Annotated in this window: 17 protein-coding genes; 11 read left to right on the top strand and 6 right to left on the bottom strand. The window is 65.9% G+C overall.

The features are described from left to right. Positions 1–980 precede the first annotated feature (980 nt). The 3 genes from BLT62_RS10910 to BLT62_RS10900 all read right to left on the bottom strand — a co-directional run bounded on the left by BLT62_RS10910 (position 981) and on the right by BLT62_RS10900 (position 4,578). Entirely contained in the window at positions 981–1,439 is a 459-nt protein-coding gene (locus tag BLT62_RS10910) for a prevent-host-death protein (protein WP_083364082.1), read from the bottom strand. 1,388 nt (positions 1,440–2,827) lie between these two features. Next, positions 2,828–3,529 (bottom strand): hypothetical protein, encoded by a 702-nt coding sequence (locus BLT62_RS10905; protein ID WP_156786318.1) that lies wholly within the window; start codon positions 3,527–3,529, stop codon positions 2,828–2,830. Between the two features lie 20 nt (positions 3,530–3,549). Then, the gene (locus tag BLT62_RS10900) at positions 3,550–4,578 is read right to left on the bottom strand and encodes a hypothetical protein (protein ID WP_156786317.1); all 1,029 of its coding nucleotides are present in this window, start codon (positions 4,576–4,578) and stop codon (positions 3,550–3,552) included. Positions 4,579–4,645: 67 nt separating this feature from the next. Between BLT62_RS10900 and BLT62_RS10895 the strand changes: the two genes are divergently transcribed. Then, positions 4,646–5,059, top strand: coding sequence for a hypothetical protein (locus BLT62_RS10895; RefSeq protein WP_083364079.1), 414 nt, complete (start codon positions 4,646–4,648; stop codon positions 5,057–5,059). A 513-nt stretch (positions 5,060–5,572) separates the two neighbouring features. On the opposite strand, the gene BLT62_RS10890 is transcribed toward BLT62_RS10895, so the two are convergent. Next, entirely contained in the window at positions 5,573–6,202 is a 630-nt protein-coding gene (locus BLT62_RS10890) for a hypothetical protein (RefSeq protein ID WP_156786316.1), read from the bottom strand. Positions 6,203–6,661: 459 nt separating this feature from the next. Here BLT62_RS10890 and BLT62_RS18335 point away from each other — a divergent pair, with 459 nt between their 5' ends. Both BLT62_RS18335 and BLT62_RS10885 read left to right on the top strand, forming a co-directional pair. Further along, entirely contained in the window at positions 6,662–6,787 is a 126-nt protein-coding gene (locus BLT62_RS18335) for a hypothetical protein (RefSeq protein WP_269457769.1), read from the top strand. Next, positions 6,784–7,509, top strand: coding sequence for a Type 1 glutamine amidotransferase-like domain-containing protein (locus BLT62_RS10885; RefSeq protein ID WP_083364077.1), 726 nt, complete (start codon positions 6,784–6,786; stop codon positions 7,507–7,509). The genes BLT62_RS18335 and BLT62_RS10885 overlap by 4 nt, the downstream gene beginning before the upstream one ends. Positions 7,510–7,554: 45 nt before the next feature. On the opposite strand, the gene BLT62_RS10880 is transcribed toward BLT62_RS10885, so the two are convergent. After that, entirely contained in the window at positions 7,555–8,031 is a 477-nt protein-coding gene (locus tag BLT62_RS10880; protein WP_172829688.1) for a nitroreductase/quinone reductase family protein, read from the bottom strand. A 109-nt stretch (positions 8,032–8,140) separates the two neighbouring features. Between BLT62_RS10880 and BLT62_RS10875 the strand changes: the two genes are divergently transcribed. Then, positions 8,141–9,094, top strand: a complete 954-nt coding sequence (locus BLT62_RS10875; RefSeq protein WP_083364076.1) for an NAD(P)-dependent alcohol dehydrogenase — start codon at positions 8,141–8,143, stop codon at positions 9,092–9,094. A 176-nt stretch (positions 9,095–9,270) separates the two neighbouring features. Here the strand turns inward: BLT62_RS10875 and BLT62_RS10870 are convergent, their stop codons facing one another. Continuing rightward, positions 9,271–10,362 carry a Fic family protein gene (locus tag BLT62_RS10870; protein WP_231919106.1) on the bottom strand — a complete coding sequence of 364 codons (1,092 nt, stop codon included), beginning with the start codon at positions 10,360–10,362 and terminating at the stop codon, positions 9,271–9,273. A 128-nt stretch (positions 10,363–10,490) separates the two neighbouring features. On the opposite strand from BLT62_RS10870, the gene BLT62_RS10865 reads away from it, so the two are divergent. From BLT62_RS10865 to BLT62_RS10835, 7 genes are all read left to right on the top strand, one after another. Continuing rightward, the gene (locus BLT62_RS10865) at positions 10,491–11,810 is read left to right on the top strand and encodes a hydantoinase/oxoprolinase family protein (RefSeq protein ID WP_231919105.1); all 1,320 of its coding nucleotides are present in this window, start codon (positions 10,491–10,493) and stop codon (positions 11,808–11,810) included. Continuing rightward, complete coding sequence (locus BLT62_RS10860; protein WP_083364074.1) at positions 11,797–12,879, top strand: DUF917 domain-containing protein; 1,083 nt, start codon at positions 11,797–11,799, stop codon at positions 12,877–12,879. Before BLT62_RS10865 ends, BLT62_RS10860 begins: the two co-directional genes overlap by 14 nt. After that, a complete protein-coding gene (locus BLT62_RS10855; protein WP_172829686.1) occupies positions 12,876–14,390 on the top strand; it encodes a PucR family transcriptional regulator in 1,515 nt (504 codons plus the stop codon). Before BLT62_RS10860 ends, BLT62_RS10855 begins: the two co-directional genes overlap by 4 nt. A gap of 255 nt (positions 14,391–14,645) precedes the next feature. Beyond that, a complete protein-coding gene (locus BLT62_RS10850; RefSeq protein ID WP_083364072.1) occupies positions 14,646–14,960 on the top strand; it encodes a hypothetical protein in 315 nt (104 codons plus the stop codon). Between the two features lie 59 nt (positions 14,961–15,019). Further along, positions 15,020–16,057, top strand: coding sequence for a sugar ABC transporter substrate-binding protein (locus BLT62_RS10845; protein WP_083364071.1), 1,038 nt, complete (start codon positions 15,020–15,022; stop codon positions 16,055–16,057). 6 nt (positions 16,058–16,063) lie between these two features. After that, positions 16,064–17,593: a sugar ABC transporter ATP-binding protein gene (locus BLT62_RS10840; RefSeq protein WP_083364070.1), complete on the top strand. Its 1,530-nt coding sequence runs from the start codon at positions 16,064–16,066 to the stop codon at positions 17,591–17,593. After that, a complete protein-coding gene (locus tag BLT62_RS10835) occupies positions 17,590–18,573 on the top strand; it encodes an ABC transporter permease (RefSeq protein ID WP_083364069.1) in 984 nt (327 codons plus the stop codon). Before BLT62_RS10840 ends, BLT62_RS10835 begins: the two co-directional genes overlap by 4 nt. The last annotated feature ends 7 nt before the right edge of the window (positions 18,574–18,580 follow it).

The following is an 18,580-nucleotide window of genomic DNA, read 5'->3' as shown; positions in this document are numbered from 1 at the left end:
AGGATCCGCGAGAACCTTTGAGCTGAGCGAGCGCCCGTTCAATCCCTACTTCGAACCAGTCGTGTGTGGTGATGGTGGTGCAGCGAGGAGCAGTTCATCGACTTGTCAAACGTTTCCTCTCGGAATGAGTAGTTCTTCGCGGGAGCGTCTACATTGAGCATCTCGAGTGTGCCGGCCAGTCGGGTGAGGTGCATAGTTCCTCGTCGCTCGACTTCGATGAGCGCTCAGTAGCAAAGGGCGCTCGACCAGAGAATGACATCGACATCGACAACGGCCTCGGGGGAGAGATGGTCTCAATGTGGTTGCTCTGAGGCAATTCGGCCGTTCGGTGCTGGAGATGCAGGACACGACCAAGTTGACGGTAGCCGGCAGCCGGTAGCCGTGGCGACGCCCGTAGGTTGGAGCGCAGCGCGCCGCAGTTCGGAGCCGGATGACCAATGATCGCCATACGTTGGTCGACGACCAGCCAACAGGATGGCGGGAATCGCCACCATCGCGGCCAAGCATTTGATCGGGGATCGCCATGGAGATCAAGTTCTCCGCTGTACTCGGGTCATTCGTTCAGAGCCCAGAGAAGAGCTGTTACGTCCGTTGACTAGTGCTTGGCCAGCCTTCGCTAGTTGCTCTCGCCTGCGCTCACTTTGTCGCGTTCGGATGATGAGTGTGGACCTGTTCGAGGAACACGTCCTGTCCGTCTACGTAGAACCAGATTCGAGCGTCACCTTTAGCGGTGGGCTTGTGCTGCCAGCGCGCGTGACTCTTGCCCCCACGCTGGATGAACTCAAGATTCCCGCGGAGCGGGTAATTCGTCGGTGTCCTCGCTGTGGGCGTCTTCGTGAGGAAGTCCCATACGTCGGTCATGGGGTTTCGGATCATTGCGACCAAGTCGCGCCACCCTTTTTGCGCGCCAGTCGACGCGAATCGAATCGTGTACTCGGTCTTCTTGATGGGCCTGGCGACCAATTCGTCTTTTGCCACAGTCAGGGACGCTCGACTGGCTCAGCGTCGTCGAGCCACTCGATCGGAAGGCTTGAGAGTCCAGCCGCGATCGCCGTTGCGGTCTCGCGCCAGGAGGTGAGCTCGGCGATGGCGAGGTGCGGCTGCCCCGTTGCGAACGACGCTCGAGCGGCATTGACGAGATCTTGCGCGCACTTCGTCTGATCCTCCGGTGACAATGCAAGCATCCATTGGAATCGGTCCGCCATCCGTGATGCGAGAGTGCCCTCGTCATCGAGTGTGACCGTGATGAGGTCTGCTGCAAATTGCAGCAGTGTGTCGCGAGCGTCCGCCTCTCGCTGAGACATCAGCACGAGAGTCTCACCGTCGCGGCGAGTGATCTGGACGGTGTGGTCCTCAGCCTCGGCGAACACGTCGGCCGAGTGCTTGCTCAGGTCGGATGAGCGTCTCGTCGTGGTCCGGAGTTCATTGAGCAGGGTCATAAGTACATGGTATTCGGAATGTATTCGGAAGTCCAGACGGTGCTTGTGCCCCAAGGCATCTGCGGTTTGCAACTGCGGCCGCTTCCAGGCCTCCTAAGCTTCGGCGTTGCGGTCGGAGGCTGGCAGGCAGTCGTTCACGAGAGTTGGTTGGTCGCACCGCTAACTAGATCAAGCTGCGCGAGCGACGGCGCTGGAGCGGCTGCAGCGAGCGATCGAGTGTGCGATAGCGAACCAGCGCACGGATCATATTGACTCTCCTGCGAAACGAGGAGATCCTCGGTGCGAGGTCCCGCCCGTCGGTGTGGTGTAGTGCCGTCGAGGAGACTTGATGCGTGCACGTCTATTCAACGTCTATTCACTCCAGATGGCCCGAGGGGAGTCGAGATATCTCGATATAATGAGGGAACATCACGCAAGGAATCCCTAGTCAGATCGAGATTACTCGAGGTGAGTCGACGTAAATCGACTCGCGGGGGAGGCGCGGATGGAGCCCGCCGGTCACGGGTTCAAGTCCCGTCCGCCCTACTGTAAAATCCCTGATCAAGTACTATTTAAATCCATGCGTTTGTATGTGAAGTGGCCATTCACTCGTTATTCGACACGGAGTCAAGTCTCATTTTGTCGACGCGAATATATCTTTGAGCTGGGTCTACCGAGCCTCATGTCGATTGTGTTGACAGGTCGTTCAACGTTTATTCCCCACGTTTTCGGCGGCCTGGCCGTGGCGGGGCCGGGCAAGATCCGCGCCGTTCCGGGGATCCGAGTCCGTCGGTGGCATGGGTATCGGCGGATTCCCGCGCGCGTCTATTCAACACTTATTCGGTGCAACCTGGTCTCGGGTTCAAATCACCTCGGGAGGCGTTCATCGCGGCTCGGCCTGTCTCGACTGGTCGTCGTGGAGCGTCTGGCGGCAGCGGCGCGCGTTGCGCTCCGTTCGCATTACGCGGCACCTCACTTATAACGTCAGTCGTGTATAACGTCAGTCGTGGTGTCACGGCATCCAACTCATATGGGGCCTGTACCGCGGAGTGCAGCACGAAGAGTCTGTCGCGAGCACCACAAGTCGCGGGCCAGTCTTGCCTTTGGCGCACCTTGATTGACATTGCGAGGACATGGCCCCACCGCGACGATCTAGTCGATCGGCCACGGCCGGCGAGCCCGCGCAGAGGTGCATGCGGCCGAGTCAGTTCGGATCGAGTGGTCAAGCAACAAGCAACAGTAGGGACTCCATCCAAGGAACTTGGTTGTCTATAGTCTTTGAAAGGGTCACGGTCCGCATTCCTGTCCCTCCGTCAAGGGAAGCCGTGCTTTTCGGCGCGGCCGCCGTCAGGCTTGGTGGGAGTACAGACGCCCTCGCTTCATCTCGTACGTAGGCGTTGTCGCCATGTTCATGCTCTGTGATCATTTTCCCGCTGCACGTTATCGCGCAGCTCCGCCATGCGGCTGTTGACCATGTCGAGAATCTGCTGATCGAAGGCAGGGATCTCCTCCTGCTTCCACTCGATGAGCACGCGATCGTCATCCGAGTACGTCGCTCGACCGCTCTCCACGGCATCGTGGTTGGAGCGATTCACGACCTCTTGTATTCCGTCGATCATCGTGCCTGAGTAGTCGACGATGTCCTCTCTCCCGACATAGTCGAAAAGGGCTGCGAGATCTTCGAACGAGATCCCGTGCAAGTGTTTGCCGCGGTCGCGATCGGAGTTGAATACGACGCTCGTCGTGGAGTCATGCTCGAGGTAGATCTGGAACACGAAACTGTGGATGATTTGGTTGCACAGCCGACCAACCTCAAGCTCGGTACGCGCGGGCTTCCTTAGGTCGTAGAACCGTTCAGGTTCGAAACGATCTAGGAGCATCGGGACCCGAGCGATCAGCGCATATCTGTAGGTTCGAATCCGCCTGGTCGGCAGGAGCGACGACGACTTCTCGGAGTCGATGAGACGCCGGATCGAGTACGCGCCCATCATGATGTCGCGCTCGGCGAGGAAATATGTGCGGCTGGTCCAGCGCCGCTGTGTGTTCCAGCGCCTTAGTCGCGCTGCAGATTTTAGGAGCTCTTCTCTCCAGGGAACGGAGTCACCGATCATTGCGGGTTATGCCGGCCCAGTCAATCAAGCTCGGCGACGAGCTCGTCATCGTCGAACTCGTCGTCTGCTCCACCCTCGCGGGGCTGATTGCTCATCATGCCCATGAGCAGAGCAGCGAACTCCTCGCGCAGCTCTGGCAATGCATCGTCGGCATCTCGACCCAGCAAGTCATCCAGATCCCAAATTGCTATGTACGGCTGACGCGGCAACAGAATCGCCACACGGCGGATACCGTGCAAGTCGTCGATGTCGAGCAACGCGTAGCCGAGGAGCTGAAAGAGAGTGTCCCGGATCCACGGATTCGTGATTTGCTCGCGGGTCTTGACCTCGACAAGCAGATCGTCGATCACGAGGTCGGCATCGGCGCCGCCCACCGCGTTGCTTCCGAGGAACGTAGGATTCGGAGTGTAGACGCGCCCGTCCGCTTCCGCTTCGTCCCACTCCTGTAGGAGTGGGACGAGCGGCTTGTGCATCTGAGCCACATCGAAGATTAGTTCTTCGTCGATACTCATCATCAGCCCGACGGCGTCCTCCGCACGCTTGATCCGACGACCCAGGTCGTTGGTGAGCGCTGACACAGGCCCGGCGCGGTAAATGGCTTCGCACCAGGCAAGCGGGATGGAGATCCGAGCGAGGCTCAGAGGATGTGGGTCCTTCTCCTTGAGCGTCAGATAGCCGAAGTTGAGCGCGTCCTGCAGCAACTGCGCGATGTGCTTACCCCGATGTATGGCATCCGAGTTTGCTTGGAGACGTTCGAGGCCTCTCCAGGCCGTGGTCTCGCCGACATCGAAGCCCGGCAAGTCCATACGGAGGCGATAGTCCAGCGCCATTCCCGCCACGACCGCGTGGGACTTCCTCTGGGCCCGCTTCACTTCTGCCGGGATGGGAATCTGAGTCACGAGAGACGTGAGCTTGTCGAAACCGAACTTCTTCGCCGTCGCCGTACCAATTGGGCCCCGAATCCCTGCTGCTGCGAGGGCCGGTGCGCTCGCGTAGATGAAGTTCCGGACAGGAGAGTCTGCGTTCTTGAGATGACGAGTCAGCGACATGCTCTTACCGTAGTGGGACAGTACGGTGCGCTCCGAGGGCTTCGGTCCGAACAGTAGACTCTCCGCCATGGGGAATCTCGGGGCGTACCAGGACATCACCAAGCTCATCAAGACGCTGGGTGGGCCCGCCAAGGCCGGCACCCTCTTGATCGGCGGCACGCTCGCTGCGGGCGGGCTGATCACCGTGGGCGCTCAGAAGGCCGCGAAGGCCATCATGAAGGCCATAGAGAACTCTCGCCACCAACGCCCGCCCTGTCCAACATTGGGCCGTAGCTTCACGGTTCACACTGCCGGTACGGACGAGCAGGGCCTCGAGTTCCGCGAGGAAGACACGTATACCGTCCTCGAGTGCGACGGTGATGCGATTCTCGTCGAGATCACGAGCAACTCGGACAATCCGCACTTTGTGTCTGGGGTGTTTCTGTCGTCGATCTCGGACTATCCCGCGCCGCCGGAGATTCCCGAACCGGACTTGGAGTGAACCGTCCCGGGTTTGCTTCCGCATTTTTTCTGGTGGAAGGATCCGCGGCTATGCCCATGAAGTTCCCTCCCGATTGCGTCGATGAGTTCGGTGTTGGTGACTCGCGACAATGTCGGTGGACTGCAGCCGCGGGTCACGCAGTTCGTTCCGCTCAGCACTGTTGAGGGCGAGTGGTTACCTCGTGTAGTCGCAGTCAGCTCACATTTGCCGTTCGCCAGAGGGGAGCAACCGTCGTGGTCCCGCCCACATTTCTTCGGCCACGTCGTTGGTCAGGCCGAACAGCCATGCGCCAGCTCTCACTTTTCGACACAATGAACCGCGGTTGAGTACAGCCAGCGTCATATGGTCACGTTTCGCGGAAATCGAAAATCTCAGCCGACCAGCGTTGCTTTTGCCCCATAGGCATGATTCACGGCGCTGCCTGTGGACTCTCGCGCCATTGTGCTCAGGCGCACGATGTCACGGTTGGCAGGATGCTGATGTCGCAGCTGAGACGGCTTGCGCTTTCGCGTCTCATGCTCGGGGCAAGTCGTCGTTCTGGCCTCTATGACGCGCGTACTCGCGACCTTCAACGATGATGCTGCTGAGCTCGTCCAGGTCGTCGGGGATGGGGAACGCCCAGGAGTTGTCGCCTGCGCCTGTCTCGTGCACCGCGATCTGTTCGCCGACGTCTGGCAGTTGTATGAACACGGAGGATGCGTCGTCGACGTCTTTCCAGGCGATGCCATAGTTCAGCGGGAGCATCCACCATTCCGGCGTCTCGAAAACCCTCTGCTCCGGTGACTGTACCCGCCGGTAGACGCGTTCGAACTCTCGAACTGTAATGGCGGGGATCAGCTTGCCGAGCAGCTGGGGTCGGGTATCAGGCTGATGCGGCGTAGTGAGGAGGAAACCAATTTCGAGTGTGTCGACGTCCAGATGGCCGTCGTCGCCGTCGAAGTCGTCGTGGGGGGACGTGTTCACGAACCCGACGACCTGACCGCTCGCAGTCTCGGCGACCAGTGCGACGGCTTGCCCGCCTGCACCTGCTTTGAGGTCGGCGCGCAGCATCTCGTCGAGTGCCCCGTCTTCGACTGATCCGTTGAAGAGCATGCGCACCCCATCGAAGTGCCGTTCGGACAATCGCCGGATCTTCGTATCCACACACTCAACGATACGGACTCACCGGCCCGGCCTTCGTCACGAATGGAAGTGTTGTCGTCGTTGCCGAGAGACGCGGGCTTCCCCAAATGCGTAGTGACTTGAGGCGCGCACGTTTATTCAACGTTTATTCACTCCAGACGGCCCGAGATGGGTCGAGGTGGGTCGATACAATGGAGTACACCACGCAAGAAATCCCTAGTCAGGCCGAGAATGCTCGAGGTTGCTCGAGGCAAGATGGCTCGCGGGGGAGTGCCGGCCGGGGTCCGCCGGTCACGGGTTCAAGTCCCGTCCGCCCTACAAACAGAGGCCCACGGGCCGGTGGTCATACTGCCAATTTCGGCTAGTGATCCTCATCGGGTGCGAAAGAATCCGCGCCAAACTCCGGATGCCGCTGCTCGCCGAGAATTACCCGGCGCGACGCGGGCGCCACAGGGATTCCAGCCCGGGTACCCTCGTCGGATGACCTTCGATGTGCACGAATTGGTAACCGGAATTGACGGGGTCCGCCGCGAGATCCTCGTGGTGGGACAATTCGGCGATGCGGCCCCGTCGCTTGCCGTCACGGCTGGGGAGGCTGCCGCGTGAGCGTGCACCTCATCGGCGGCGGCGCGACCACGAGTGTGGATGCCCCGCTCTACGCTCCGTTCGTCGCCGAGGCGGCGCTGCGAGCGGGCCACGCGGGCCGCGCACGGCCGCGCATCGCCGTGATCTCACTGCACCCCGAGGCCGAGGAGAAGGCGGCGGCGCTCGGCGACCTCCTGGCCGAGGCCGGAGCGGGACCCGCGATCGAGCTGCATCTGATCGCAGGGCGGCCCGGCGAGCCGATCGGGCTCGGCGCGATCGCCGACGTCGACGGCATCGCGGTGGGCGGCGGCTTCGTAGAGGAGGTGCGCGCCGGGCTCGAGTCGCTGTTCGGCGAATTGCGCCGGCTGGTCGCCGCAGGCGTGCCCTACCTCGGCGTCTCGGCCGGCGCGATGATTGCGTCGGAGGGCTCGCTCGGAAGCGGCTCGCGCATCGGCGGCGTGGTCGTCTCGCCTGAGGACCCCGACGAAGCGGGTGACGAGCTGGAGATCGCCGCCGGCATCGGTCTCGTGGACGTGGCCGTGGAGGTACACGTTGCCCAGCGTGGCATGTTGTCCCGACTGGTCGCTGCCGTCGAATCGGGGCTGGTCCCTGGCGGGCTCGGGATCGACGAGCGCACGGCCCTGATCGTCGGCGACGGCGGGCTCCGGGTCGAGGGCGTGGGCAGCGTCTGGCGGGTGCTGCCGGCCGAGGGCGGCGTGCTGGTCTCTACGATCGTCACCTGATCCACGTCCCCGTTTCTCGCGGGCCGTGAGAGCGCTCGTGCCGGCTCAGCGAATCGGACCGGCCCGTGGCTCCAGGATCACGACCGCGGTCTCGGCCGATCGACGCGCCGCCAGGCTGTCCAGCCCCGTATCGATGTCGCGCCACCTGGCCCACAGCCGCGAGCGCTCGTCGCCCTGCGCGGCGCGAGCGTGCACGAGGCGCGGGCCGTCCCGAACGACCACCCTCGCATCGGGTTGGGCCTGGAGATTGAGCCACCACGCCGGGTCCGGGTCCGCCCAGCCGTTCATGGCCATCGTGACGAGGTTGGGACCGTCCTCGAAGTAGCCGAGGATCACCTCTCGCTCCTCGCCGGTGCGGCGCCCAATGGTCGTCAAATGGAGCGTTCCCCAGCCCTGAGGCTTGGGCCGCCACAATCCGACCCGTCCACGGGTGATTCGGTAGATGGCCCGGTGGATGCCCCAGGCGAGCCTGACGAACCAGCGAGGTGGAATCCTCGGTCGATCCTCCCGTGCTCTCGACACAGCTGGATCCTACTTGCCGGCGCCCGTGCCCACGATGGTCTCGCGGAAGCCTTGCGTAAGCTTGCGCCATGTCCAGGTACCTGCGTCCCGCCGTCGGCGGCTGATCAGCATGAGGGCCGTCGTCCACGACCGATACGGTCCTCCCGAGGTGCTGAGGGTCGAAGACGTTCCGGTGCCGTCACCGGGCGCGAATCAGGTGCTGGTTGAGGTCGCCGCGACATCCGTCAATCTCTCGGACTGGGAGGGGCTGACGGGAACTCCGGGGTACGCGCGGATCGGGGGTCTGCGCACCCCGGCGCACCGGGTGCTGGGCTCCGACATCGCGGGGCGTGTCGCAGCCGTCGGCTCCGGCGTCACGCGGTTCCGCGTCGGCGACGAGGTGTACGGCGACAACCTCGGCCTCATGGGCGGGTTCGCCGAGTACGCGGTGGCGCCTGAGGCGGCGCTCGCACACAAGCCAGAGGAGCTGACGTTCGCCGAGGCCTCGACGTTGCCTCAGGCGGGCTCGATCGCGCTTCAGGGGATGGCGCGCGCACGTCGCGGGCAGCGCGTGTTGATCAACGGGGCGGGCGGCGGGGCGGGCTCGTTCGCGATCCAGCTCGCCACGCTCGCCGGGGCGCACGTGACCGGCGTTGACAATGCAGGCAAGCTCGACTTCATGCGGGCGCTCGGCGCCGACGAGGTGATCGACTATCGCAGCGAGGACTTCACCCGGCTCGGACGGTACGACCTCGTGCTCGATCTCGTCGCGCACCGATCCGTGTTCCCCTACTGGCGGGCGCTGGCGCGCGGTGGCCGCTACCTCTGCGTCGGCGGAACCGTGCGAACGCTGCTGGGGGTCGTCACGGTCGGCGCTGCGCTCGGCCTGCTCACCGGGCGTCGGCTGGGGGTTCTCCTGGTGAGGCAAGGGCCGAAGCATTTCACGCCCGCCGCCGAGCTGTGCAGAGCTGGCGACCTTCGCATCCACATCGACCACGCCTTCCCCCTCGACGAGGTGCCTCAGGCGCTCGCCGCTGTCGGTGAGGGGCGAGTGCGCGGCAAGGTGGTCGTCACAACCCCGTGAGTGGGTCCGGATTGTGCGGGAGGCGGGGGCGTGTCACCGTGGTGGCGATGTCCAGGCGTTCCCTCCGACGCGCAGAAACCCTCCGGTAGCTCAACTGTTCGAAGGCTGGGGCGACTCCTCGGCGTCGGTCGAGCGTGAGGCAGCTCGCGCTCGAGACTTGACGCGCGCACGTTTGTTCAACGTTTATTCACTCCAGGCGGCCCGAGACGCGGGTGGCCGGCCCCCGTGTCGCCGACCCCGACGCGGTTGCTGTGCTCCGTGAGGCTCACCAGCGCCAGGTGCAGGTCGGCCGTCCAGCAGATCAGCTTGCCCTTGTGGTCCTTGGTGCGGCCGAGGATCCCCGCGTCGGCCAGCTGGACGAGGGCGCGGTGCGCGGCCCCTATCGACACCTCGTGGCGCTCGGCCGCCGTCTCAATGGTGAGCACCGGGTCGGTGGCCAGTGCATCCAGAATGCGGAGCACCACGGCATCACGGCGAGGTGTGGCCGGCTTGATACCCTGCGCCCGACGAAATCGGATCAGCTCCTCCCGTACCGCGGCGTCGAGGGCTGCGATGTCCGAGGACAGCCTGACGGCGTTGCCGGCGGCCAGCTCGGCGGCCTCGGCGAAGGCGATGACCCACTCGTCCAGCCGGGAGGGGATCTCGCGGTAGGCCGTGAGCCCGGCGATGTAACGGTCCTTGTCGCCGGCGAACACCGTGCTGATCGGGATCAGGGTGTTCCGCAGCGCATCGGCGCGGCGAAGCACCGTGTGGATGAGCGCGCGTCCGGTGCGGCCGTTGCCGTCGATGAACGGGTGAATCGTCTCGAACTGCGCGTGGGCGATCGCCGCCCGCACGACCGGATTGCCGGTGGTGGCGGTAACGAACCGGGCGAGGTCATCGACAAGCCTGCCGACTTCGGACGCTGGCGGCGGGACGAAGTCCGCGCGCAGTGGGCTCCAGCCGGGCCCGCCCACCCAGTTCTGCTCGGTGCGGAGGCCGGGCGCGAGCCGCGGCTCGATGAGGTGCTGCAAGCGTTCGATGTCCGCAGTCGTGACAGAGTGCAGGCGGTCGCCGAGCTCGGTGATGGCCTCCTCGGTTGCACGCACGTTCGCCACGACGTCCACGGCAACGCGGCTGCCGTGCTGAAGCAGCTCCGCAATGGCGAGCCGCTTGGGGGTGACACTGTTGCCCTCGATCCAGGATGACGAGATGCTCTCGGATCGCACGAGCAGGTGGTTGAGGTACCCGCTTCGTTCGCCGATCCGCTCGTCTGCACGGGCGAGCACGGCCACTGCGTCCTCGGCTCCCGCTCGAGACGGTGCCGCGCGCGACGTGACGGGAGGCGTCACCGTCCTCAAGCGGTGCCGCGCGGGTAGTAGGGTCGTGAGGTCAGCGTGGAGAATCGAGGAAGCCAGTGAGAATTGGTGTGCGGATCTCCAGCGATCGAGTCGTCGGCGTCTTCGTGCGCGACGACGGCAACTACGGCATGCACTTCGTTGACTCGGGTGATGCCGAGGCGGCGGATGCGCTCTTCCGCGGACTCCGCCGTTATGCCTCCGACTCCGGCTTCGTGCAGGACGAGGAGATCTCCTCCATCTGTTTCGATGTGAGCGCGGTGCTCCGGCGGGAGGAGACGACACCCGTCAGCGTCGTGCGCATCGCGCCGCGCCCGCCCATCGACCCGCAACACGAGCTCGGAAACGGCCGGGCGCATGCAGACGTCTTCACTGCTGTTCACATCGCCGGCGGTCACACGACCCTCGGCGAGGAGATCGTCCCGCTGGACGCGGAGGCGCTCCGGGATTTCGCCTCGACCGCCGCGCGGGGTGGCCGGTACGTCGTCACGAGCGTCGGCGCACTCGTCAACACCGCGCATGAGCTCGCGGCCGGCCGGATCCTGATGGAGCACGCCGAGCCGCAGTCGGTCGCCTACTCGCACTCGTTCTCGAACAGCTCGTTTGCGGTCCGGGAGCGCACGGCGGTGCTCAACAGCGCGCTCGTGCCGTTCGCGGAATCGCTCGCCACCTCGCTCGCGCTGGCAGCCGAGGCGCAGGTTCCGGACGCGCGGCTATACGTGACCACGAATGACGGTGGGCGGATGCCGCTCTCGCGCCTGTCGAGCACCCCGGTGCACTCCATGTACGCCGGCCAGGCCAGCGAGCTCATCGGCGCCGCCGCACTGAGCAACCTCGAGGACGGCGCCGTCATCGTCGCCGACGGGCCGAGGTCCTTCCACGGCGAGATCTTGGCCGGGGTGCCTGCCGTCGTGCCGCAGCGTCAACGTCGCGGGGAGGACACGCTCGCGACGCAGTCGGCGAAGGTACTTCCCGTGACCGAGTTCCTCGTGGGCGGGCAAGCCAAGCCGCCCACTGTCGTCGCCGCAGAGGGCGCACCCCGCCTCGTTCCCCACCTCTGGCTGCGGGCCTCCCGCAGAGCAGACGTTGATCTGCGCGCGCTCGGGGCGGCCTGTGCGCCCCTCGCCGACTGGGTCACCCAGGTGGTGACTGTCGGCAGCGCCGTGGAGATGGATCAGGCCCTGGCCGCGGCGGAGGCGCGGGCCACCGCGAGGCTGGTCGCGTTCGGCGCGGCGCCATCCGAGGTGAGAATCATCGAGTCCGGAGTCGCGGCGACCGCGTACGAGAACCCGCGCGTGGTCTCGGTGCGGGTGCGCGCACTGGCGGGTCAGACGGTGGGCAGCATGCTGCGGGTGGGGGAGTACGATGTGGCTCTCTAGCCCCGAGATCGCCCGCCTGCGCACGGGCGCACTCTTCCTGGCCTGCGCGGCCGACCCGGGATGGTGCACCGACCAAGCCGAGCGCGCCCTCGCCCACATGCACGCCCACGGGATCGAGCCGGAGCTGCGCGGCGTCGACGATTTCGAGGATGACGCGCTCATCGTCGCGGTCGGCTTCGTCAACAACGGGCTCTCGCTCTCGGAGCTGCGCCCCTCCGGCGACGAGTTCGCCACGAGCCTCCGCCTGCTCGAGCAGGCCGTCGGGCGCCCGGTCGCGGGGCTCATGCCGCTGGCCGCGGCGAACGTCAACGCGCTGGTGCCCATCCTGACCGGCATGCAGATCGGGCTCCCGATCGTCGACGCCGACCCCATGGGCCGGGTCTTCCCCCTCCTGCACCAGTCGCTGTTCACCCTCGCCGGGCTTACCGCCGGGCCCGTCGCCGTGACCGGGCCGACCGGGGAAACGGCGATCCTCGACGTCGACAAGCCGGCCAGGGCCGAGCGCCTCGTGCGTGCCCTCGCGGGGGAGTTCGGCGGCTGGGCCGCCGCGGCCCTGTACCCGATGAGCGCGGGAACGCTGGGCGCGAGCGGGGTGATCGGCAGCGTCTCCCGCCTGATCCACATCGGCGAGATCCTCGAGTCTGGCCTCCCCACGCACCACAAGCACGAGCAACTGCGCCGCACGCAGGGCGTGCAGCGCATCATCCGTGCCCGGGTGAGCAACGTCGAGGGGCTCTCCCGGCCGGCGCCACCTGGCCAGCCGGATCGCCCGTCGAGCGTCTTCCTCGTCGAGGAGTCGCAGGGGAAGATCGTTCAGATCGAGATTCAGAACGAGCTTCTGATGGTGCTCGTCGACGGCGCCGTCGAGGCAGTGCTGCCCGACATCATCACGATGCTGCGCCCCGAGGACGCCAGCGTCGCGGGGCTTGACGACCTGTGGGTGGGCAACATCCTCGACATCGTCGTGCTGCCGGCCGCCGCGCAGTGGTACACGCCCGCAGGAATCGAGTTGGCCGGCCCCGCCGCGCACCACGCGCTGCTGCGCCGACGATGGGAGAAACGCCCGTGAACCGCCCATCGAACGGCACCGTTGAGCTGCGCCACCTGATCGATTCCCGCGAGCTCCACGACCTCACCGCGCGTTACGTCGCCTCGGGCGCGAGCCCGGTGCGCGACCTCGCGCTCATCACCGACATCGAGGAGATCGCCTCGATCGGCCCGGACACCGTCGTCCTGCTCAGCCAAGGGGTCGCGCTCGGCGGCTGGATGATCTCCTCCGCGCTCCGGTACGCCTGGGAGCGCAAGGCCTGTGCGCTGATCGTGCCAGAGCAGTCGCTGTCCGAATCCGTGATCGAGCTGGCCCGCCGACTCGGTGTCTCCCTGCTCACCACGAATCGAGACGTGACCAGGCTGGCGCTGGACGTTGCGATACAGCTGGGAGTCGCTCGGGCCGGGTCCGTCGCGAGGATCCAGGCTCTCAGCGCTCGGCTGGCGGACGCCGAGGACCTCGTCTCGCTCGTCGCGCTGGTCTCCGATGAACTCGGCGGAGTGCGGGTGCGGGTCGTGTCGACAGGCGGAGTCGCCATCGCCGAGGCCGGGAGCTCGTCCGCTCCCACGCGCCCCACCCTCTCACCCGGTGAGCAGGCCGCGCCGGTCACCGTTCGCGTCTCCCGGCGAGGCAGCGCGGCCGACATGCTCGTCGCCGACGTCACCGAGCATGCGCGTCCCTTCACCGAACACGTGCTGCTCGCGGCGGTGCCCGCGATACGGGCGCTGCTCAGCGAGACGCGGCTGGGCGCGATCCGGGCGTCCCTTCCGATGGTCACCATGACCGCGCTCACCGGCACCTCGCGCGTCGGCGGCTACGAGGACCCCTTCGACCTGGGAGCCGCAGCTGCCCTGACCTGGCCGCTCGACGGAAGCCACATGGCCCTGTGCATCCTGAGCAACGACCCGGGACGCCTTGGCGGCGCCGTGCACCAGCTCTGGAACGCGGAAGTGCCCGATGTCCCGCTCGGGCGCTTCACCGACGGCTGGCTGGCATTTGTGCCGTTGCGCGACGAGGACAGCCAACAGCTCATCATTGATCGGCTGCGCGAGCAGCTCGAGCAGTTGCGCGTCCTCGGCCTCATGGTCGGCGTCTCGCCGATCTTCAGCGGCTCGGCGGAGGCCGTGAACAGCGTGCGAAAGGCGTGGCTGGCAGCCAGGCTGGCCGGCTCCGACGGAGCCTCGGATGACGCGCTCGTCGTGTTCGACGACATCCGTTCGCACCTGCTGCGACGACTTCTGCCGCCCGAGCTGGCCGAGCAGGTGGCCACCGAGATCTTCCCGCTGCTGCTCACGGACGCCGCTTCCGGCGAGATCATCGAGACGCTCCTCGCCTACCTGTCGGCGCGCGGATCGATCTCGCACACGGCGAGCGCGTTGGGCGTTCACCGCAACACCGTCCAATCGCGACTGCGCCGCGCGGAGGAGTTGGGCGTCGCGCTCAACGACCCCGGCGAGATCCTCCCCGCCCACATGATCCTGGCCGCGCTCGCCCGTCGGCGCAGTGCCTCAGGCGTCACCGGCCGCGCCTGAGGCACTGCTCGGAGCCGATCCCAGGGCACGAGCGAGACCCTCCGCAAGCTTTTTTCCGAGAGATTCGACGCCCAGAGAACGGCGTCTTCTCGGCGCCGAGAATTGCCAATGCCCAACGCAAGCCGTTGGGCTTGTGCATTCTGCACACTGCTGCCCCGAGCGCGACGGATAGCTTCTCCTCACATCCGCGACAGCGTTCCGCTTGCGTGTGATCACCACCAAGACAATGGAGTTTTCGGTCAGATGATTCGTTCAGTGCTCACCCTTCGCTCGACACCGGAGAAGGTCGAGCCCATCTTCGAGATGTACCGCACAGAGCAGATTCTGCGGGAATCACTCGCCCTCACTCGCGCGGTCGCATCCGAGATCTCCGCGGCCGTCGACGGCTCGGGGGAGATCATCGTCACCGCGCTGTGGCCAGACGAGGCCGCCTACCAGGAGTGGATCGACCACCCGAACCGCGGCCGCACGGCCCCCGCGCTGACAGCACTGCTCGCCGACGCCGAGATCGGCGTCGGCAGGCTCTACCGCGTCGACCACGGAGTGAGCAAGAACTCCGAGCCGCGGTGACATTCGTCCTTCCCCTCCGCACCCCCTGATTCCGCAATCCCTGAAGAAAGTAGAAAGCAATGAAGCCTCTTCTCCGAGTAATCGCAGGCGCTGGTGTTCTAGCGCTCGGAGCATCCCTCGCCGGCTGCAGCGCCGACACCGGGCCCGCCGGCAACGCCGATGGCGAGTCGTTCAACATCGTGTTCCTCGCCGCGTCGTCGCAGAACGGCTACAGCCAGGCCGTCTACGAGGGCATCGAGACACGTGCCGCAGAGCTCTCCGCAGAGCTGGGCATCACCATCACCACCAAGATCCAGGACGGCCAGTTCGACGCGAACACGCAGCTCTCCCAGATGCAGAACGCCGGCACCACCGGCCAGGCCGACGGCATCATCGTCGTTCCCAACGACGGCCCCGGCCTCGCCGCGGCATTCCCGCTCGGCAACGACGTTCCCGTCGCCACGGTGCTCAACCCGATCGGCCCGGACATCGAGAAGATGGAACAGCAGACCGAGGGCGTCATCAGCACGGTCGCCTCGCCTCCCTCGATCGGTGCGACGGGGCAGGCCGAGCAGGCCGTCGAGTACTGCAAGGACATCGACCCCTGCAAGCTGGGCCTCCTCGCCGGCCTGCTGAACTCGCCGCTCGACGTTGCCCGCGTCGACGCGTGGCACCAGGTTCTCGACAAGCACAAGAACATCACGATCGTCGGCACCGTCGAGGGTGCCTACGACCGCGACAAGTCGCTGACCGCGGTGAGCAACCTGTTGCAGGGCAACAAGGACATCAACGGCATCCTGAGCAACGCCGACCAGCAGACGATGGGCGCGCAGATCGCGCTGGAGGATGCCGGAATCGACCCGTCCACGGTGTTCCTCACCGGTGGCGGCGGCACCCGGGAGGCCGTCGACGCCGTCCGCGCGGGCACCTGGAGCAACGGCTACCTGAACTACCCGGTCACCATGGGCGGGAAGGCGCTCGAGCAGATCGTCAACCAGCTGCGCGGCGAGCCGGTGGAAGCCGTCGTCGATGCTGACTCGCTGGGCGACTTCGGCCCCTTCATCACCCAGAAGGACCTGCTGGAGCACCCGGACTACACCGGCGAGTGGAACGGATAACCCACCATGGCTGAGCCAGTGATCGGGGCCACTCTGATCGAGCTGCGCAACGTGAGCAAGCGTTTCGGCGGCACGCAGGCACTCGACAACGTCTCCCTCGAGGTGCGCGCGGGCGAGATCCATGCCTTCGTCGGAGAGAACGGTGCCGGCAAGTCGACCCTCGGAAAGGTCATCGCGGGCATCTATGCGGCAGACCAGGGCGAGGTCCTCGTCGACGACGTCTCGGTCGAGCGATGGAACCCGGCACTGGCTCAGCGGCACGGCGTCGCCATGATCGCGCAGGAGCTCGCGCTCGTGCCCGATCTGACCGTGGCCCAGAACGTCTTCCTCGGTGCGGAGGAGCAGCGATTCGGGTTCGAGCGCCGCAACCTGAGCGAGCGGTTCCTGGCCCTCGACGCCGAGGTCGGCTTCGGGCTCGACCCCCGGGCGAAAGTGCGGGGGCTCCGCATCGCCGACCAGCAGAAGGTGGAGATCCTGCGCTCCCTCGCCCGGAACGCGCGCGTCATCGTGATGGACGAGCCCACCTCCTCGCTCGCGGCCAAGGAGATGGCGCAGCTCGAGGCGCTCATGCGCACCCTGCGCGACCGGGGATGCTGCGTCGTCTACGTGTCCCACTTCCTCGACTCGGTGCTGAGCGTCGCCGACCGCATCACCGTGATGCGCGACGGACGCCGGGTCAGCACGGTCGCCACCTCCGAGGTCACCAAGCACGAGCTGGTGACCGCGATGCTCGGACGCGAACTGGACGGGGCCTACCCCGAGCGCCCCTCCGCGCCCGACCGCACGGCTGCACCGCTCCTGCGGGTCGCCAACGCGCGCACCTCCACCGGTGTGGAAGGCATGTCGTTCGAGGTCCGGCCCGGCGAGATCGTCGGCCTGCTCGGCCTGGTCGGCAGCGGCCGGACCGAGTGCCTCCGTGCGGTCTTCGGCGTGGACGAGCTGAGCGGTGGCGAGGTCGTCTACCAGGGCGCCGACTGGGCGCGGAAAAAACCGAAGGACTCGATCGCGGCCGGCCTGATCTTTGTCTCGGAGGACCGGCACCGGGACGGGCTCGTTCTCGAACGCTCCGTGCGCGAGAACATCGCGCTGGCCAGCCTCGGCAAGCGTGCCGCCGCCGGCGTCATCAGCACCCGTGCCGAGAAGAGCGTCGCACTCGGGTTCGCGAGCGCCCTGCAGATACGCCCGCTCGACATTGAGCTGCCCGTCGGCTGGTTCTCCGGAGGAAACCAGCAGAAGGCGCTGCTCAGCAAGGCACTCGCGGCAGACCCGAAGGTCATCATCCTCGACGAGCCGACGCGCGGGGTGGATGTCGGTGCGAAGCGCACCATCTACGAGCTCATCGTGAGGCTCGCACAGGAGGGGATCGGCGTCGTCCTGATCTCCTCGGAGCACGAAGAGATCATGGAGCTCGCACACCGGGCCTACCTGGTCTCGGAGGGCCGCACCTTCGGGGAGATCGTTCCCGAGGAGACCACCGTTGAGAAGGTGCTGTTCCAGCTCTTCAACGTCACCCCAAACGAGGAGCCGGCAGCATGAGTGAGGCCATCAACACCACCGTCACCCAGATCCGGTCGCGGAAGCGGTTTGCCGTCAAGGAGCTGGCGATCGAGTACGCCGTGCTCTTCCTGCTCGGCGCCGTGCTGATCGCGCTCGCGATCCTCTCGCCGTCGTTCTTCACCTTCGGCAACATCGTCAACATCCTGAACCAGAACGCACCGCTCGTGATCATCGCAGCGGCCGGCACCTTCGTGATCATCTCGGGCAACTTCGACCTGTCCAGCGGCGCCGTCTACGGTGTCGCCGGCGTGATCGCGGCGTGGATCGCGGTCGCGACGGAGAACGTGTGGCTCGCGCTGCTGGCGGCACCCGTCGCCGGCGTCGTCCTCGGTGCCTTCAACGGCATCGTGATCACCAAGCTCAGGGTGCACTCGTTCCTCGCGACACTGGCCTCCTCGATGATCTTCACGACCATTGCCGTGCTGATCACCGGCGGAAGCCTCATCACGGTGACGACGCCCGGGTTCTCGACGCTCGGCCGCGAACGCGTCGGCGGCGTCTTCATCGCGGTGTTCATCATGATCGTCGTCGCCGCCATCTTCTGGCTGCTGCTCTCGCGCACCATCTTCGGTCGCCACGTCTACGCCGTCGGCGGCAACGACGAGGCCGCGGAGCTCTCCGGCATCAACATCAATCGCACCCGGGTGATCGTGTTCGTCCTGAGCGGCCTCGCCGCGGGAACCGCCGCAGCCATCGGCGTCTCGCGCATCTCCTCTGGACAGCCCCTGGCCGGTGCCGGCCTCGAGCTCAGCGCGATCGCCGCCGTGATCCTCGGCGGGACCAGCATCTACGGCGGGGTCGGGGCCGTCTGGCGCTCCATCGCCGGCGTGTTCCTGATCGCCCTGATCGGCAACGGCTTCGACCTGCTCAACCTCAACCCGCAGCTGAAGGACATGGTCACCGGAATCATCATCCTGGCGGCGGTCGGCATCGCCGCCGCCGGCCGAGGGCGACGCTAAGCCGCGC

The sequence above is a fragment of the Microterricola viridarii genome, assembly GCF_900104895.1.
GTDB classification, from domain to species: domain Bacteria; phylum Actinomycetota; class Actinomycetes; order Actinomycetales; family Microbacteriaceae; genus Microterricola; species Microterricola viridarii.
Note: the sequence above shows the minus strand (reverse complement) of the source record. Positions and strands in the feature narration are given on the sequence as shown.

Bases quoted from the DNA above. Each gene is read 5' to 3' on its own strand.
- BLT62_RS10900 (WP_156786317.1), bottom strand. From the start codon at position 4,578: ATGTCGCTGACTCGTCATCTCAAGAACGCAGACTCTCCTGTCCGGAAC.
- BLT62_RS10860 (WP_083364074.1), top strand. From the start codon at position 11,797: ATGTGGCTCTCTAGCCCCGAGATCGCCCGCCTGCGCACGGGCGCACTC.
- BLT62_RS18335 (WP_269457769.1), top strand. From the start codon at position 6,662: ATGACCTTCGATGTGCACGAATTGGTAACCGGAATTGACGGGGTCCGC.
- BLT62_RS10910 (WP_083364082.1), bottom strand. From the start codon at position 1,439: ATGACCCTGCTCAATGAACTCCGGACCACGACGAGACGCTCATCCGAC.
- BLT62_RS10845 (WP_083364071.1), top strand. From the start codon at position 15,020: ATGAAGCCTCTTCTCCGAGTAATCGCAGGCGCTGGTGTTCTAGCGCTC.
- BLT62_RS10840 (WP_083364070.1), top strand. From the start codon at position 16,064: ATGGCTGAGCCAGTGATCGGGGCCACTCTGATCGAGCTGCGCAACGTG.
- BLT62_RS10835 (WP_083364069.1), top strand. From the start codon at position 17,590: ATGAGTGAGGCCATCAACACCACCGTCACCCAGATCCGGTCGCGGAAG.
- BLT62_RS10875 (WP_083364076.1), top strand. From the start codon at position 8,141: ATGAGGGCCGTCGTCCACGACCGATACGGTCCTCCCGAGGTGCTGAGG.
- BLT62_RS10895 (WP_083364079.1), top strand. From the start codon at position 4,646: ATGGGGAATCTCGGGGCGTACCAGGACATCACCAAGCTCATCAAGACG.
- BLT62_RS10905 (WP_156786318.1), bottom strand. From the start codon at position 3,529: ATGATCGGTGACTCCGTTCCCTGGAGAGAAGAGCTCCTAAAATCTGCA.